This window comes from Arthrobacter sp. RCC_34 (assembly GCF_041360795.1).
GTDB lineage: Bacteria > Actinomycetota > Actinomycetes > Actinomycetales > Micrococcaceae > Arthrobacter_E.
Map to the genome: position 1 here is coordinate 878,533 of NZ_JBFUPW010000001.1, position 15,668 is coordinate 894,200.

Sequence of the window (15,668 nt, forward strand, 5' to 3'; positions counted from 1 at the left end):
TCCTTCTGAGAGTTGCCGGGCGAGTTTAGATAGGAGGTAAATTTATAACCCATCAGCAGTATAGGCGTGATCCGTCTCACGCCGTCAAGCGCGGGCGGCCCATGTTTCGCCGCCTCGTTTCATGAGTTAGATTTCAGAGCAGGCCCGCGGACGGGCCTCGCGGGCAGAAGGAGTGTGGGGTGTCGATGATGAGCGAGACCGCGCCTTCGACTCAGGTGGTGCGCAGGATCAACGCACGAGCCATGCTTCAGGCGATGCGCGGGGCCGGAGTCCTCACGGGGACCGAGCTCATGGCGGGAACCGGCCTGTCCCGCGCCACGGTCATCTCGATCTGCGATGAACTCGTGCGGCTCGGCTGGCTCCGGGAGCTGGAGAACCAGCGGGACGCGGGCGACTACGTCAAGGGCCGACCCGCGCGCCGGTTCGTGTTCGACGACCGCGCCGCAAGCGTGCTCGGCATCGACATCGGCGCCCACAAGATCACCGCCATCGTGGCCGACATGGCCGGCGCGCCCCTGTCCCAGGTGACCCTGCCGTTCCCCGCCGACAACGTCGCCGCCGACGAGCGTGCGGACGTCCTGGACCGCCTCGCCGCTCAGGCGCTCGCCGACGCCGGCGTCACCGCGGACTCCGTGCTCGCGGTCGCTGTGGGCGTGGCCGCGCCGGTCGGCCGGGACGGGAACGTCCTCACGGTCCAGGAGTTCTGGCGGTCCTTCGACGTCCGGGCGATCGTCTCCGAACGCCATGGCTGGCACGTGCTCCTGGAGAACGACGCCAACCTCGCCGCGCTCGCGGAACGCTGGATGGGCGTCGCACAGGGCATCGACAACCTTGCGGTCATGCTGGCCGGTGACCGGCTCGGTTCCGGCGTCCTCGAATCCGGCCGCCTCCTGCACGGCCAGCTCGGCGGCTTCGGCGAACTCGGCTACCTGGAGCACCTCGACGGGGTGGGCGACACGCACGGCATCGCGCACCATGTGGCTCAGTGGGCGCGGGAAGCGCTCGACGACGGCGCGGACACCACCTTGCGCGTCCTCTGCGGCGGGGACCCCTCCGCACTGAGCGCGGAGATGGTGTTCTCGGCCGCGGCGGACGGAGACGCGACCGCCGTCGGGATCCTCGACAGGGTGGCCCGGCGCATGGCCCGCGTCATCGGCGCGCTGAGCACCATGGTGAATCCGGAAGCAGTCGTCATCGCAGGCGCCGTGGCCGAGTCGGCGGGGGCCCTGCTGCCGGGCATCGAGCGGGAGCTGCCGCGCTTCACCCATACCCCGCCGCGGGTGCTCACCTCGTCCCTGGGGGAGGGCATCGTGTCCCTCGGAGCCGTCCGCCACGCCCTTGATTACGTCGAGGAGAATGCGCTGGACGTGTACCCTGCATCGCTGCGCACAGGCTCGCCGGAGCGCGCCTGACCCGGGCCGGTGCAGGCGCGCAGGGTCCCGCCCGCGCGCCGTCGGGGCTCTATGCTTGATGAGGAGCTGGGACCCAGCTCCGAACGTAGAAGTGCGAGGGCAGATGTCGATGAGTAGTGTGCTGACCATCCGGGGCGGGGTTCCGCTCAGTGGCAAGGTTTCCGTGCGGGGCGCCAAGAATCTGGTGCCCAAGGCGATGGTCGCGGCACTGCTCGGCAGCGAGCCCTCCGTGCTCCGCAACGTCCCGGAGATCAAGGACGTCGAGGTCGTCACCAGCCTGCTCCAGCTGCACGGCGTGACGGTGGTGAAGGACCCGGTGACCGGGGATCTGAGCCTGGACCCGGCCAACGCCAGGAACGCCTCCCACACCGAGATCGACGCGCACGCCGGTGACTCCCGCATCCCGATCCTGCTCTGTGGACCGCTCATCCACGCGATCGGCGCGGCCTTCATCCCGGACCTCGGCGGCTGCCGCATCGGCGACCGGCCCATCGACTTCCACCTGGCCGTCCTGCGCAAGTTCGGCGCCGTGGTGGAGAAGACCGGCAACGGCATCCACCTCTCGGCGCCGGAAGGCCTCAAGGGCGCCAAGATCACCCTCGACTACCCGAGCGTCGGCGCCACCGAGCAGGTACTGCTCTCCGCCACCCGTGCCGAGGGCATCACGGAGCTGCGCGGCGCCGCCATGGAACCCGAAGTGGTGGACCTCATCGCGGTGCTCCAGAAGATGGGCGCCATCATCAGTATCCAGATGGATCGCACCATCCGGATCGAAGGCGTCTCCGAGCTGCGCGGTTACGATCACCGCGCCCTTCCCGACCGCAACGAGACGGCCTCCTGGGCCTCCGCCGCGCTCGTGACCCAGGGCGACATCTTCGTCGAGGGCGCCGCCCAGCACGACATGATGACCTTCCTGAACACCTACCGGAAGGTGGGCGGCGGCATGGACATCATGGACGAGGGCATCCGCTTCTACCACCCGGGCGGCAAGCTGAACCCGCTCGTGCTCGAGACCGATGTGCACCCCGGATTCATGACCGACTGGCAGCAGCCCCTCGTGGTGGCCCTGACCCAGGCGGACGGTGTCTCGATCGTGCACGAGACGGTCTACGAGAACCGCTTCGGCTTCACCCAGGCCCTCACCCGCATGGGCGCGAGCATTCAGCTGCACCGCGAATGCCTCGGCAGCGTGCCGTGCCGCTTCGGGCAGAGGAACTTCCTCCACTCGGCCGTCATCTCCGGCTCCACGCCACTGGTGGGACGGGACATCGACGTCCCGGATCTGCGGGGCGGCTTCAGCCACCTGATCGCGGCCTTCGCCGCCACGGGCGTCTCCCGCGTCACCGGCACCGAGGTCATCCAGCGCGGTTACGAGCGTTTCACCGAGAAGATCGCCGGGCTCGGCGCCGATTTCGAACTCACCGGAGCGTAGAACCCCATGGGGAAGACCGAGATGACTCAGCACGGCATGAAGGAGAGCCTGGGGACCCGGGCCACCTTCGCCTTCCTGGCCGGCGTGCTCCGGCCCCTCATCAACCTGGTGCTCTCCAAGCGCTGGGAAGGCCTGGAGAACCTGCCCGAGGGCGGTTTCATCGCCGCGCCCAATCACGTCACGGAGATCGACCCGGTCGTGGTGGGGCACATGCTCTACAACGCCAAGCGCCCGCCGCACTTCCTCGCCAAGGCGAGCCTGTTCAAGATCCCTGTGTTCGGACGCCTGCTGCACAGTTCGCGGCAGATCCCGGTGGAGCGCACCACTGCCGGAGCGAACAACTCGCTCAAGGTGGCGCAGGAGGTGGTGGACGCCGGTGGCTCGATCATCATCTATCCGGAGGGCACCCTGACGCGTGACCCCGATCTGTGGCCCATGAAGGGGCACACAGGCGCGGCCCGGCTGGCGCTGCAGACCGGCGCGCCGGTCGTGCCGATCGGCCACTGGGGCGCCCAGGAACTCTTTCCGCGCTACGCCAAGAAGCTCCACGTCTTCCCACGGAAGACGGTGCGTGTCGTGGTGGGCCCGCCGGTGGATCTGGAGGACCTGCGCGGCAAACCGATGACCAAGACCGTGCTCGCCGAGGCCACCACGCGCATCATGAACGCCGTGACCGCCCTGGTCGCGGAGCTCCGGCAGGAGCCGGCGCCGGCCGAGCGCTGGGACCCGGCGGCCCACGGCCAGAGCGCCACGGGCCGGCTCGACTCGACGGGCGCCACTCCGGCCTCGAAGAACGACGACGGCGGCGCCGCGTGAGCGCTCACGCCACCGGCACCGCACCAGGGAAGGCAGCTGTGGAGAAGATCGCCGTCATGGGCGCCGGTTCCTGGGGGACCACTTTCGCGAAGGTCCTGGGCGACGCCGCCCTCGCGGCGGGCGAACCCCGGGACATCGTGCTCTGGGCCCGGCGTGCCGAGGCCGCGGAGGAGATCAACCGCGAGCACCGCAACAGCCGCTACCTGCAGCAGATCCCCTTGCCGGACGCGGTGCGTGCCACGGACAGTGCCGTCGAGGCCCTGCGGGACGCCGCCGTCGTCGTGCTGGCGGTCCCTGCGCAGTCCCTGCGTGAGCAGCTGCGTGCCTGGAAGGACGCCGTGGCGCCCGGTGCGCTCGTGGTCTCCCTCATGAAGGGGCTGGAGCGCGGCACGGATGAGCGGATGAGCGAGGTGATCGCCCAGGAGTGGGGGACTCCGGAGTCTCAGATCCTGGTGCTCTCCGGCCCGAACCTGGCCATGGAGATCGCCCGCGAGGAGCCCACGGCCTCCGTGGTGGCGTGCGCGGACGAGGCCATGGCGCAGCGCGTCGCGGAACTCTGCACGGCGCCGTACTTCCGCCCGTACATGAGCTCGGACGTGGTCGGGGTCGAGATCGGGGGCATCGTCAAGAACGTCATCGCGCTGGCCGTGGGCATCTGCGAGGGCCGGGACATGGGGGACAACACCAAGGCCTCCGTGATCACGCGTGGCCTCGCCGAGACAACCCGCCTGGCGCTGGTACTGGGCGGTGAAGCCCACACCCTGGCCGGTCTGGCCGGCCTGGGCGACCTCGTGGCGACGTGCGCGTCACCGCTGTCCCGCAACCACACGGCCGGCAAGCTGCTGGGCCAGGGACTGACGCTGGATGAAGTGGTGGAACGCATGACCCAGACGGCCGAGGGTGTGAAGTCCGCGGACGCCGTGCAGGAGCTGGCGGCGCGTCAGGGCGTCGAGATGCCCATCACCGCCGCCGTCGTGGCGGTGCTCGCCGGTAAGCTGGCTGTCGAGGATCTGGGCCCGCTGCTCCTGAACCGCTCCTTGAAGTCCGAGGACGGCTACTGAGCCGGCGCTCCCAGCCACGACCCGCACCACCGACGACCCGCATCACCGACGACCCGAACGGAACCACTGTGACTGACGCCCGGAAGCCCCGCATCGCCGTCCTCTTCGGAGGACGCTCCAGTGAGCACGCCGTCAGCTGTGTCACCGCAGCGGGCGTGCTGGGAGCCATCGACCGGGACAAGTACGACGTGATCCCGATCGGCATCGCCAAGACGGGCCAGTGGGTGCTGCCCGAGGGTGATCTGGACCAGTGGTCGCTCACCGCGGACGCCCTGCCCGAGGTCACCCCCGGGGACGCCACCGTGGCCCTGGCCGAGATCGGGGGCGAACACCAGCTGATCGTGGCGGCGCCGGACCAGGTGCCCACCGAGCTGGGCCAGGTGGACGTCGTCTTCCCCCTGCTGCACGGACCCTTCGGCGAGGACGGGACAGTTCAGGGGCTCCTGGAGCTCAGCGACACCCGTTATGTGGGCGCCGGCGTGCTGGCCTCGGCTATCGGAATGGACAAGCACTTCATGAAGGTGGTCTTCGAGGCCGCCGGGCTGAAGGTCGGACCGTACGTCGCCGTGACCGACCGTCAGTGGCTCCGTGACCCCGCCGGCGTGCGTCGCCAGGTGGAAGAACTGGGCTTCCCCGTCTTCGTCAAGCCCGCGCGAGCCGGTTCCAGCATGGGCATCTCCAAGGTGGACCGCATGGAGGATCTGGATGCCGCCATCGAGGAGGCCCGCAGGCATGATCCGAAGCTCGTGATCGAGGCCGGGATCGTCGGCCGTGAGATCGAGTGCGCCGTGCTCGAAGGCCGGGGCACCGATGAGCCGCGGGCGTCGCTGCCCGCCGAGATCGCCGTGGCCGTGGGGGAGCACTCCTTCTACGACTTCGAAGCCAAGTACGTGGACAACGCCGCATCGCTCAGCTGCCCGGCGGACCTGCCGGAGGAGGCCATCGCCGAGGTCCGGAAGCTCGCGGGCGTCGCCTTCGACGCGATCGGGGCCGAAGGACTGAGCCGCGTGGACTTCTTCTACACCCCGGACGGCGACTTCATCATCAACGAGATCAACACGCTGCCCGGCTTCACCCCCAAGAGCATGTACCCGCAGATGTGGGCCGCCACGGGCCTGAGCTACACCGAGCTGATCGACGAGCTCATCCACCTCGCGTTGCACCGCAAGACCGGGCTGCGCTGACCCAGGCATACAGAGGGCCCCCTCCGTTCGCGGTGGGGGCCTTCTCCGTCAGGGCTTCCCCTGCCGAGGGCGACTGCCTACTTGCCGCTGCCCGGGAGGTTCTGAAGATCCTCCTGGCCCACGCACTTCTTGGTCGCCTTGATCTTGCTGGCGGGCGCCGAGAGATCGGCGAGCACCGTGGCGGAGGAGATCTTCCCCGGATCCAGGAGCACCTCCACGGCAGGCGTGCGACCGAACGTCGTCAGGGTGTAGATCGGATTCCCCTTCTCGCCTTCCTTGATGACCCAGTCCACGCCGTTGACGGTGGCGCACCGGTCCTTCGTCGGCCCGGGCGGGGTGACGCCGCAGCGCAGGATCACCAGGGACGGGTCGCCCCACGCGGCCGTGGCCTGGGCGTTCGTCTTCCGCAGCGCCGCGTCGCCGATCTTGTCCGGAAGCGCCACCATCATGGGCGCGCAATCCGGGTTGGCCGCATCCTTGGCCGGGGTGACGTCGACGGCGGGTGAACAGGCGCTGAGGGCGAAGACGGAGCCCAGCGAGAGGGCCAGCAGGGCCGCCGGTTTCGGGAGCTTCCGGGCCGCGGACCGCGGGGCAGGACGGGTGACACGCATGGCACCAGCCTACCGAGCTTCGCTGGGAGCCCTTGTCAGGAGACGGTCGCGCGGTGGCGCCGTCCGGCCTCCCCGCACCGGATGACAGGTCCTCGCCGGGAACGTTTGACGCTCCGGGCCGGAAGTTGGATAGCGTTGCCGTGTGCCAGAGAACCAGCCGACCGTCGCCACCGTGGGGGAGTCCGGCCTCCTCGCGAGGATCTTCCCCCTCCTGCCGCAGGGCCCTGCGATGCTCCTGGGCCCCGGGGACGACGCCGCCGTGGTCGCCGCACCGGGCGGCACCGTGGTGGTCTCGATCGACACCCAGACGCAGGATCAGGACTTCCGTCTGCGCTGGAACAACGGTTATGCGAGCACGGGCCACGACGTCGGGTGGAAGTCCGCGGCCCAGAATCTGAGCGACATCAACGCCATGGGCGCGGAGCCCCATTCGCTGCTTATCAGTCTCACCCTGCCCCCGGAGACGCCCGTCGCCTGGGTGGAGGACTTCGCCCGCGGAGTGCACGACGCCGTGCGTGCGCTGGGGGCGGAGGTCGCCGTCGTCGGGGGTGACCTCGGCCGCGGGCGGGAGATCTCGGTGACCGCCACGGCGATGGGCCGGGAGGTGGCCGGGAAGGTCGGGCTCCGTTCGGGAGCCGCGGCCGGGGATGTCGTGGCCGTGGCAGGGAGGCTGGGCCGTGCCGCCGCCGGCTGGTCCCTCCTGGAGAGCACTGTCCCCGTGGGGGATCTCACGCCGGACCAGCGTGCGCTGATGGATGCCCAGTGCCGGCCGTGCCCGCCCCTCGGCAGCGGCGCGGAAGCCCTGGCAGCGGGCGCGACCGCCATGATGGACCTCTCCGACGGCCTGCTGAAGGACTCCGCACGGCTCGCTCGGGCGAGCAGCGTGACGCTCGAACTCGACCCTCTCCTCCTGGCCGCCTTCGGGCCGGAACTGCGCCCCGCGGCAGACCTTCTTGTCGCCGTGCCGGGGTCCGGTGAATCCGCGGAAGACCTGGTCCGGGCGTGGATCCAGGGCGGGGGAGAGGACTTCTGCCTGCTCAGCACTTTCCCAGGAAACGGTCCCGTACCGGACAGCTTCACTGTTGTAGGCTCAGTGGTGCCCACCCCGCCGGGACAGGAACACGGTTCCCGGATCCGCGACGGCGAGGGACATTCAGCAGGGCATGCGACGCGAGGATGGGATCACTTTGGGGCACCATAAGATTGCCGCCAACGCTCAGGCGATGAGGCGCTGGCTCTGCGCCGCCGAGCAGGTGGTGGGCAATCACAGCGACCGCCTGAATGCCATCAACATCTTCCCCGTGGCCGACGGCGACACCGGCACCAACCTCTACCTGACCCTCCGGGCCGCGGCGCGCGCCATCGGAACCGAGGAGTACGCGGTGGGCAACGACGTCGGCGTCGTGCTCTCCGATGCCGCAGGCGCCGCCATGGAGAACGCCCGCGGGAACTCCGGCACGCTCCTGGCCGTCTTCCTCGCCGCACTCGCGGAATCCGTGCAGGGGCACCCCCGCCTCAGCGCCCCCTTGCTGGCCTCCGGCCTGCGCCGGGCGCGGATGCGCTGCTGGTCCGCGCTGAGCGAGCCCGTCGAGGGCACCATGCTCTCCGCTCTGGCGGCCGCGGCGGACGCCGCCGAGGAGATGGACTCCGCCCTCAACGGCGATGACAGCAACCTGGCTCTCGCGCAGTCCCTGAACCACGTGGTGGAGACGGTCCAGCAGGCCGTGGTCCGCACGGAGGAGCAGCTCGGCGCCCTGCGTCAGGCCCAGGTGGTGGACGCCGGCGCCGTCGGGTTCCTCCTGGTCCTGGACTGCCTGCGCGGCACCATCCTGGGCACGCAGACGAGCGAGACGGCCTGGGACGAGCTGCACGGTTACCAGACCGAATTCCCCCACATCCACGGCGACATGCCCGCGGATGACGGCTACGAGGTCATGTGCACCATCGAACTGTCGCCGTTGGACGCAGCCACCCTGCGCCAGCGCCTCGACGAGATCGGCGAGTCCGTCATCATCTCCCCGGTGAAGGCCGTGTCCGGGCACCGCGACGGCGTCGACGTGCAGGAAGGCGAGCTCAGCTACCGCTGGCGCGTCCACGTGCATGCGGCGGATCCCGCCCCGGTGCTCGAACTGATCAACGCCCTGGGCGAGCCCGCCAACGTCACCCTGTCGGAGCTCGCCGCCCCCCGCGAGTCCTGAATGGGACGGCGGAACGCACGCGTGCCCGCGGTCCTGGACCCCTCCGGCCGGAGACGATGACCCATGGAACAGCACACCTCGCTGGAGCTCCTTCTCGGCAAGCGCGTGGCCGGGAGCCTGGACAAGAATCTGGGCCTTCACACCGTGGGGGACCTCCTGGACGACTTCCCGCGCCGGTACCTGGACCGCGGAGAGCTCAGCAGCATCGAGACCCTGCCGTTCGACGAGGACGTCACGATTCTCGCCCGCGTCATCTCGAGCAGCACCCGCACCATGCGCGCCCGTCGCGGTTCCATCACCGAAGTGGTGATCAGCGACGCCGAAGACGAGTTCGGCCCGGCGCTCTCCTCCGTGAAACTGAGCTTCTTCAACGGCTTCAAGGCGAAGCAGCAGCTGCAGCCGGGCGTGCTGGCGCTGTTCTCCGGCCGGGTCGGCTCCTATGCCGGCAAGCTCACGCTCACCAATCCGGATTTCATCCTGCTGGACGAGGCGGTCACGAGCACCGCGGACGCCGAGGCTCTCGCGCGGATGCCGATCCCCGTGTACGCGGCCACCGCGAAGGTGAGCTCCTGGACCGTCCAGCGGGCGGTCGGCATCGTGCTGGACCAGGTGGACACCGGCGGCTGGGGTGACCCGATCCCCGCGGAGATCCGGCACCGGAAGCACCTTCCCGGGCTGTCCGAGGCGTACCGGATGATCCACCAGCCCGCCACGGCCGAGGACTACTGGCGTGCGCGTCACCGCTTCCGGTACCAGGAGGCGCTGGTCCTCCAGACGGCGCTGGCCCGTCGCCGCGCGGAGATGGCGCAGGAGGTGGCCACCTCCCGTCCCGGAAGGCTCGACGGCGCGCTCCAGGCCTTCGACGCCCAGCTTCCCTTCACGCTCACGGCGGGTCAGCGGCGCATCGGCGAAGAGCTCTCCCGCGACCTGGCGACGTCCCACCCCATGAACCGGCTCCTGCAGGGCGACGTGGGCTCGGGCAAGACACTCGTGGCACTCCGGGCGATGCTCCAGGTGGTGGATTCGGGAGGTCAGGCCGCGCTCCTGGCCCCCACGGAGGTCCTGGCCGCTCAGCACGCCGAGTCCATCCGCCGCACCCTCGGCACCCTGGCCCGTGACGGCCTGCTCGGACCTGGTGACGGCCCCTCCGTGAGCGTCGCCCTCCTCACGGGTTCACTCTCGACGGCGGCACGCCGCCAGGCGCTCCTGGACGCGGCCTCGGGCGACGCGGACATCGTGGTGGGCACCCACGCCCTGCTGGGGGAGAACGTGACGTTCTTCGACCTCGGACTCGTGGTGGTGGACGAACAGCACCGTTTCGGCGTGGAGCAGCGGGACGCCCTCCGCGCCAAGGCGGACGCCCCGCCGCACCTGCTCGTCATGACGGCCACCCCCATCCCGCGCACCGTGGCCATGACGGTCTTCGGCGATCTGGAGACCTCGGTGCTGGACGAACTGCCGGCCGGACGTGCGCCGATCGTCACCCATGTGGTGGGGCTGCAGGAGCACCCGTCCTGGGAGGCACGGCTCTGGCAGCGGGCCCGCGAGGAGGTCGACGCCGGACGCCAGGTGTACGTCGTCTGCCCCAAGATCGGCGACGGTGACGTCTCCAACGATGACGGCGGCGAGGGCCTCGCCGACCCGGCCGGTGGTGAGCAGGGCACGCAGCAGCTGGCCGGCGTCGTCGGCATGCTGGAGACGCTCCGCGGGGCCGCGGCGCTGCAGGGCGTCCGGGTGGAGGCCCTGCACGGGCGCATGGCCGCCGAGGAGAAGTCCGCCATCATGGCCGCCTTCGCCGCCGGGGAGGTCGGCGTGCTGGTGTCCACGACGGTGATCGAGGTGGGCGTGGACGTCCCCAATGCGACGCTCATGGTGATCCTCGACGCCGACCGCTTCGGCATCTCCCAGCTGCACCAGCTGCGCGGACGGGTGGGCCGTGGCGGCTTGCCGGGCACGTGCCTCCTGGTCACGCGCCTGGAACCGGATCACCCGAGCCGCGAGCGGCTCACCGCGGTCGCCGCCACGACCGACGGCTTCGCACTGTCGCAGGAGGATCTCAAGCTGCGGCGCGAAGGCGATATCCTGGGCGCCCGGCAGTCGGGCGGGAGGTCGACCCTCAAGCTGCTGCGCGTCATCCAGGACGAGAAGATCATCGCCGAGGCGCGGGACGACGCCCAGGATCTCGTGGCGGAGGACCCCACCCTGCAGCAGCATCAGGCGCTCCGGGTGGCGATGGAGAATTATCTGAACCCGGAGAAGGAAGCATTCCTTGAACGGGGCTGAGCACGGACGCCGGTGCACGGCGGGGCCCGAGGTCCGCGGTGCACTCGAAGGAAGGAACCCATGAGCCGGATCATTGCAGGCGCTGCCGGAGGGCTGAGCCTGGTGTCGGTGCCGGGCACGGCCACGCGCCCCACCACCGACCGGGTCAAGGAGGCGCTGTTCTCGCGCCTGGAGTCGTACGGGATCCTGCAGGGCGCCGAGGTGCTCGACCTTTTCGCCGGCTCCGGAGCGCTCGGGCTGGAAGCCGGGAGCCGTGGCGCCGCCTCGGTCACGCTCGTGGACTTCGACGAGAAGGCGTCACGGGTCTGCCAGAAGAACGCCGAACTCGTGACAGCTTCGGCCAAGGGGCTGCGGACGTCGGTGCAGCGTGCCAAGGTGGCCACGTTCCTGGAGCGGACCGCCGTGGGATCGTGGGACCTCGTGTTCCTCGACCCGCCATACCCGCTCACCGAGGAGGACCTGATGAAGGTCCTGGAACTGCTCGTGCCGCGGCTGTCGGACGGCGCCGTCGTGGTGGTCGAGCGGAGTTCGCGGTCGCCCGAGCCGGAGTGGCCCGAGGGGCTCGAGCGGTTCGCGGAGAAGAAGTATGGCGAGACGACCCTGTGGTTCGCGGAGCCGGCCTGAGCGTTCGTTCCTAGGACTGGGTCCCGGGGCCGGGCCCGGTGTGCCTGCCGGGTGTTTTCCCCCGCGGCTTAGACGCGCCTCTGCGCTCGTTCCTCGCTGCGAGGCGCGATGCGCCGCTTCCGGGAAAACGCCCGTCGGACAGCCGAGTTCACCCCAGCCAGTCCTCGAGCTCCATGCCGCTCAGGTGGCGGGGGACTCGTGACGGTGGCGAAGGATGAGTTCCATCCAGACGTTGTCGGGACCTCCCAGATCGTCGGGAGTTCTGTGGGTTTCCACGAAGCCCCAGCGCTCATAGAACGTACGGGCCCGGGTGTTGCCCTTCTTGTGCGCCAGACGAACAGTTGCCGCCTCGAGTGCCGGACCGTCGATGACCGCCTGGAGCAGTTGCGCGCCGACGCCAGATCCCTGGCAGTCCGGCATCACATAGAGCTTCCACAGGTCCACCACGGAGCCGTCGACGGAGAACATCGCAACGCCCACCACGCGATCGTCCGTTTCGGCGACCAGGACCTGCCCGGCCTCGATGGCGCGAGCTATTCCTTCGGGAGCCCACCAGCGTGCCAATCCAGCCGTGACGTACTCGGCACCGGCCAGCTCGAGATACGTGGACGGCCACGTCGTGTGCCCGACGGCGACGATGCCGTCGACATCAGCGCCCCTGGCTTGGCGAACATGCGAGTTCATCGCTTCACCCCAGCCAGTCTTCGAGCTCCATGCCGCTCAGCACTGCGGCGGGGTGGGGGCCTGCGGTCAGGAGGGCTTCCGTCCAAGCAGCGGGCCAGGGTTCGGTGCGGGCCGCGAACACGATGTTGCCCGGGTAGCGCGCGGCGAGCATGCCGGTCTCGCAGAGAGCTGCGACCTCGCCGGGGAAGACCTCCAGGAGCGCCTTGCCCTGGCTGCGGATGAGGGTGAAGGGCGGGTCGTCGCCGACGTTGACCAGGAAGAGGCCACCCGGTTCGAGCCGCTCCGCCACTTCGCGGTAGAAGTCCGCCGACGCGAGGTGTGCTGGGGCTTCGGGGCCGGAGAAGACATCGAGCACCACGACGTCGAACCGCCGCGGCCCGCCGTCGGCCTCCGGTCCCAGCGCGGCGAACTCCGCCCGCGCATCTCCCAGCGCCATCTCCAGCCGGGTGCCCTCAGGCAGGGGCAGCTCCGTGAGGACGAAGTCCGGCAGCTCGCGCTCCAGCTCCACGGCCCACTGCCGAGAGCCGGGGCGCGTGTGCTGCAGATACCGGGGCAGGGTGAGGGCGCCGGCGCCGAGGTGAGCGGCCGTGACCGGCTGTCCGGATGGCGCCACGAGGTCCGTGGCATGGGCCATGCGGGCGAGGTACTCATAGAAGATCTGGCCCGGGTCGGCCAGGTTCACATGGGACTGCTCGGCGCCCCCGAGCGCGAGGATCGCCGAGCCGGGCACGAGGGTGTCCGGCTCGATGCTCGCGTGGACACCACTGGCCCGCAGGTACCGCGAGCTCACCGGCTCACCTCTGAGGCCTGGCCCAGTGCCTCGCTCAGTCCGCCGAGCCGGGCTACCGCCTCACGGAGCACCGGCTCACGCTTGCAGAAGGCGAAGCGGAGCAGGCTCGCGGTGCGGCGCGCGCCGTCGTCGTGGCAGAAGACCGAGAGGGGGATGGCCGCCACCCCGATGCGTTCCGGCATCAGCCGGGCCAGCGCCGCCGCGTCGTGGAAGCCCAGGGGAGCGGTGTCCACGGTGACGAAGTAGGTGCCCTGCGGTTCGTAGACGGTGAAACCGGCGGCCCGCAGACCGTCCGAGAGGAGGTCCCGCTTCACGCGCAGGGCCTCGGCGAAGCCACGGTAGAGGGAGTCGTCCAGGTTAAGGGCCGACGCCACGGCGCCCTGGAACGGCGTCCCGGAGCTGTAGCTCAGGAACTGCTTGACGGTGCGCGCGGCCGCGACCAGGGGAGCCGGCCCGCTCAGCCAGCCGACCTTCCAGCCGGTGAAAGAGAAGGTCTTACCGGCCGAGGAGACCGTGAGGGTGCGGTCGAAGGCACCAGGACGCGTCGCGATCGGCACGTGGGGCACGTCGAACGTCAGGTGCTCGTAGACCTCGTCGCTCAGGATCACCGCGTCATGCCGCGTGGCCTGCTCGACGATCTGGTCGAGCACCTCCGTCCCGAACACCACGCCGCACGGATTGTGAGGGTTGTTGAGGATCACCAGGCGGGTCCGCGGACCGAACGCGGCGGCCAGCTCCTCCGGGTCCGGCTGGAAGTCCGGGGCCCGCAGCGGGACGGTCCGGTGCACGCCGCCCGCCAGGGCGATCATGGCCCCGTACGAGTCGTAGAACGGTTCGAACGTCACCACTTCATCCCCGGGACGCACGACGGCGAGGATCGCCGCCGCGATCGCCTCGGTGGCGCCGGTGGTCACCACCACCTGTGTCTCGGGATCTAGCCCGATCCCATAGAAGCGATGCTGGTGTCCGGCGATCGCCTCTCGCAGGGGCTGGATGCCCTTCCCCGGGGCGTACTGGTTCTCCCCGCGGGCGATCGCCTCCTGGGCGAGCTCGCGGATGGGTCCGGGGCCGTCCTCATCGGGGAACCCCTGGCCCAGGTTGATCGCCTGGTGCCGGACCGCCAGGCCCGTCATCTCCTCGAAGATGGTCGTCCCCAGGGAGCCGTCGGCGCCGAGGAGGTTGGCTCCACGGGCCGCGTCCATCCACGGGGAGTCCGTCAGCCAGGGGAGGTCTTCTGCTGGAGTCACGTGAGGTGCCTGCTTCGCATGGTGCCGCTCCGGGGCGTCCGCGCCCGTGCATCACGTCGCGGGCCCTGGGAGGAGGCGCGGCGCGCCCCTGTCGGTCATGCTATCCCGGGCGCCTCTGCTGTAGCGTCGAGACATGCGTCGTGCTGTGTGCCCCGGTTCCTTCGATCCCATCCATCATGGGCATCTCGAGGTGATCGCGCGTGCCGCGAACATCTTCGATGAAGTGGTGGTGGCCGTGTCGACCAACCCTGCCAAGAAGTACCGCTTCACGCTGGACGAGCGGCTCGACATGGCACGGGAGACGCTCGGCTACCTGAGCGGGATCATCGTGGAGCCGATGGGGGAGGGACTGCTCGCGGAGTACTGTCACCGCCGCGGCGCCAGCGCCATCGTCAAGGGCCTCCGTTCGTCGAGTGACTTCGACTACGAACTCCCGATGGCCACGATGAACCGGCAGCTCACCGGCGTGGAGACGGTGTTCCTCGCCGCTGAGGGGCGTTTCACCCACATCTCCTCTTCCCTCATCAAGGAAGTGGACTCCCTGGGCGGGGACATCTCGGATTTCGTGCCCCGTGCTGTGCTCAAGCGGCTCAGTGGCGGCGCGCCGAAGGCCTGAGACCCGGCGGTTAAGGGTAGGATTTCTGGGTGAACGGACCGGGCTGAGGCCTGCGGTTTGAGTCTAGTGCCTGGCTCACGCTAAGATGGTTCGTCGGTCCTATGTTCTTTCAGGAGTTCTCATCAAACGCGATCACCGCACACCTTTGACTATCGATGTCAAGGATCTTGGGCGCAGCCCAGGCAGCATGCGGACCCTGGAAGAGCAGGTGCCAGCACCAAGAGATCTTGGTGTGCCGCTCATTGGCGCCAAGGAAGGTTCCCCCGTGGAGCTGGACTTGAGGCTGGAGTCCGTACACGAAGGAATTCTGGTATCGGGAACCGCGGACGTCCTCATCGAGGGCGAATGCGGCCGCTGCCTGGATCCCCTTGCGTATGACCAGCGCGTCACTGTGCAAGAGCTTTTCTTCTACCCGGAACACGTGTCCGCGGCAGAGGGAGACGATGAAGAGCAACGTCGAGTCGAGCACGATGAGATCGATCTTGAGCCGGTGTTGCGGGATGCGGTAGTGACTGCGCTGCCCTTCCAGCCGGTGTGCCGGGAAGATTGTCAGGGGCTGTGTTCCGAATGCGGAATTCGCCTTGACGATGAGCCGGGGCACCACCACGAGGTATTGGACCCTCGCTGGGCTGCCCTCGCGAATTTGCAAGGCCAAACCGGCAAAACCGATTGATTCAGTGTTGGACCCAAGTTCAGAGATGGACTGAGAG

The 15,668-nt window shown here is 69.4% G+C and carries 15 protein-coding genes; 11 read left to right on the forward strand and 4 right to left on the reverse strand.

The window, feature by feature from the left end; genetic code table 11:
• The first annotated feature begins 185 nt into the window (after positions 1-185).
• The 5 genes from AB6732_RS04075 to AB6732_RS04095 all read left to right on the forward strand — a co-directional run bounded on the left by AB6732_RS04075 (position 186) and on the right by AB6732_RS04095 (position 5,905).
• Positions 186-1,412, forward strand: a complete 1,227-nt coding sequence (locus AB6732_RS04075; RefSeq protein ID WP_370959588.1) for an ROK family protein — start codon at positions 186-188, stop codon at positions 1,410-1,412.
• Between the two features lie 109 nt (positions 1,413-1,521).
• The gene (murA, locus tag AB6732_RS04080; protein ID WP_370959589.1) at positions 1,522-2,844 is read left to right on the forward strand and encodes a UDP-N-acetylglucosamine 1-carboxyvinyltransferase; all 1,323 of its coding nucleotides are present in this window, start codon (positions 1,522-1,524) and stop codon (positions 2,842-2,844) included.
• Positions 2,845-2,880: 36 nt separating this feature from the next.
• Positions 2,881-3,660, forward strand: coding sequence for a lysophospholipid acyltransferase family protein (locus AB6732_RS04085; protein WP_370959590.1), 780 nt, complete (start codon positions 2,881-2,883; stop codon positions 3,658-3,660).
• Positions 3,657-4,721: an NAD(P)H-dependent glycerol-3-phosphate dehydrogenase gene (locus AB6732_RS04090; protein WP_370958522.1), complete on the forward strand. Its 1,065-nt coding sequence runs from the start codon at positions 3,657-3,659 to the stop codon at positions 4,719-4,721. The genes AB6732_RS04085 and AB6732_RS04090 overlap by 4 nt, the downstream gene beginning before the upstream one ends.
• Positions 4,722-4,762: 41 nt before the next feature.
• On the forward strand, positions 4,763-5,905 hold the full coding sequence (locus tag AB6732_RS04095) for a D-alanine--D-alanine ligase family protein (protein ID WP_370959591.1): 1,143 nt from the start codon (positions 4,763-4,765) through the stop codon (positions 5,903-5,905).
• Positions 5,906-5,982: 77 nt separating this feature from the next.
• On the opposite strand, the gene AB6732_RS04100 is transcribed toward AB6732_RS04095, so the two are convergent.
• The gene (locus tag AB6732_RS04100; RefSeq protein ID WP_370958524.1) at positions 5,983-6,516 is read right to left on the reverse strand and encodes a DUF3515 domain-containing protein; all 534 of its coding nucleotides are present in this window, start codon (positions 6,514-6,516) and stop codon (positions 5,983-5,985) included.
• 142 nt (positions 6,517-6,658) lie between these two features.
• Here AB6732_RS04100 and thiL point away from each other — a divergent pair, with 142 nt between their 5' ends.
• The 4 genes from thiL (at position 6,659) to rsmD (ending at position 11,621) form a co-directional block, all read left to right on the forward strand.
• On the forward strand, positions 6,659-7,717 hold the full coding sequence (thiL, locus tag AB6732_RS04105) for a thiamine-phosphate kinase (RefSeq protein ID WP_370958526.1): 1,059 nt from the start codon (positions 6,659-6,661) through the stop codon (positions 7,715-7,717).
• 22 nt (positions 7,718-7,739) lie between these two features.
• Positions 7,740-8,714: a DAK2 domain-containing protein gene (locus tag AB6732_RS04110; protein ID WP_370958528.1), complete on the forward strand. Its 975-nt coding sequence runs from the start codon at positions 7,740-7,742 to the stop codon at positions 8,712-8,714.
• 63 nt (positions 8,715-8,777) lie between these two features.
• Positions 8,778-10,997 carry an ATP-dependent DNA helicase RecG gene (locus tag AB6732_RS04115; RefSeq protein WP_370958530.1) on the forward strand — a complete coding sequence of 740 codons (2,220 nt, stop codon included), beginning with the start codon at positions 8,778-8,780 and terminating at the stop codon, positions 10,995-10,997.
• A gap of 60 nt (positions 10,998-11,057) precedes the next feature.
• Entirely contained in the window at positions 11,058-11,621 is a 564-nt protein-coding gene (gene rsmD, locus AB6732_RS04120) for a 16S rRNA (guanine(966)-N(2))-methyltransferase RsmD (protein ID WP_370958532.1), read from the forward strand.
• 180 nt (positions 11,622-11,801) lie between these two features.
• Here rsmD and AB6732_RS04125 read toward each other — a convergent pair whose 3' ends face one another.
• Genes AB6732_RS04125 through AB6732_RS04135 form a run of 3 tightly spaced genes read right to left on the reverse strand, consistent with a single transcriptional unit; the run spans position 11,802 to position 14,297 of the window.
• On the reverse strand, positions 11,802-12,305 hold the full coding sequence (locus AB6732_RS04125; RefSeq protein ID WP_370958534.1) for a GNAT family N-acetyltransferase: 504 nt from the start codon (positions 12,303-12,305) through the stop codon (positions 11,802-11,804).
• 4 nt (positions 12,306-12,309) lie between these two features.
• Entirely contained in the window at positions 12,310-13,095 is a 786-nt protein-coding gene (locus AB6732_RS04130) for a spermidine synthase (protein WP_370958536.1), read from the reverse strand.
• Entirely contained in the window at positions 13,092-14,297 is a 1,206-nt protein-coding gene (locus AB6732_RS04135) for an aminotransferase class I/II-fold pyridoxal phosphate-dependent enzyme (RefSeq protein ID WP_370959592.1), read from the reverse strand. Before AB6732_RS04135 ends, AB6732_RS04130 begins: the two co-directional genes overlap by 4 nt.
• Positions 14,298-14,475: 178 nt before the next feature.
• On the opposite strand from AB6732_RS04135, the gene coaD reads away from it, so the two are divergent.
• Entirely contained in the window at positions 14,476-14,958 is a 483-nt protein-coding gene (gene coaD / locus AB6732_RS04140; RefSeq protein WP_370958538.1) for a pantetheine-phosphate adenylyltransferase, read from the forward strand.
• 145 nt (positions 14,959-15,103) lie between these two features.
• Positions 15,104-15,631, forward strand: coding sequence for a DUF177 domain-containing protein (locus tag AB6732_RS04145; RefSeq protein ID WP_370959593.1), 528 nt, complete (start codon positions 15,104-15,106; stop codon positions 15,629-15,631).
• Positions 15,632-15,668 lie beyond the last annotated feature (37 nt).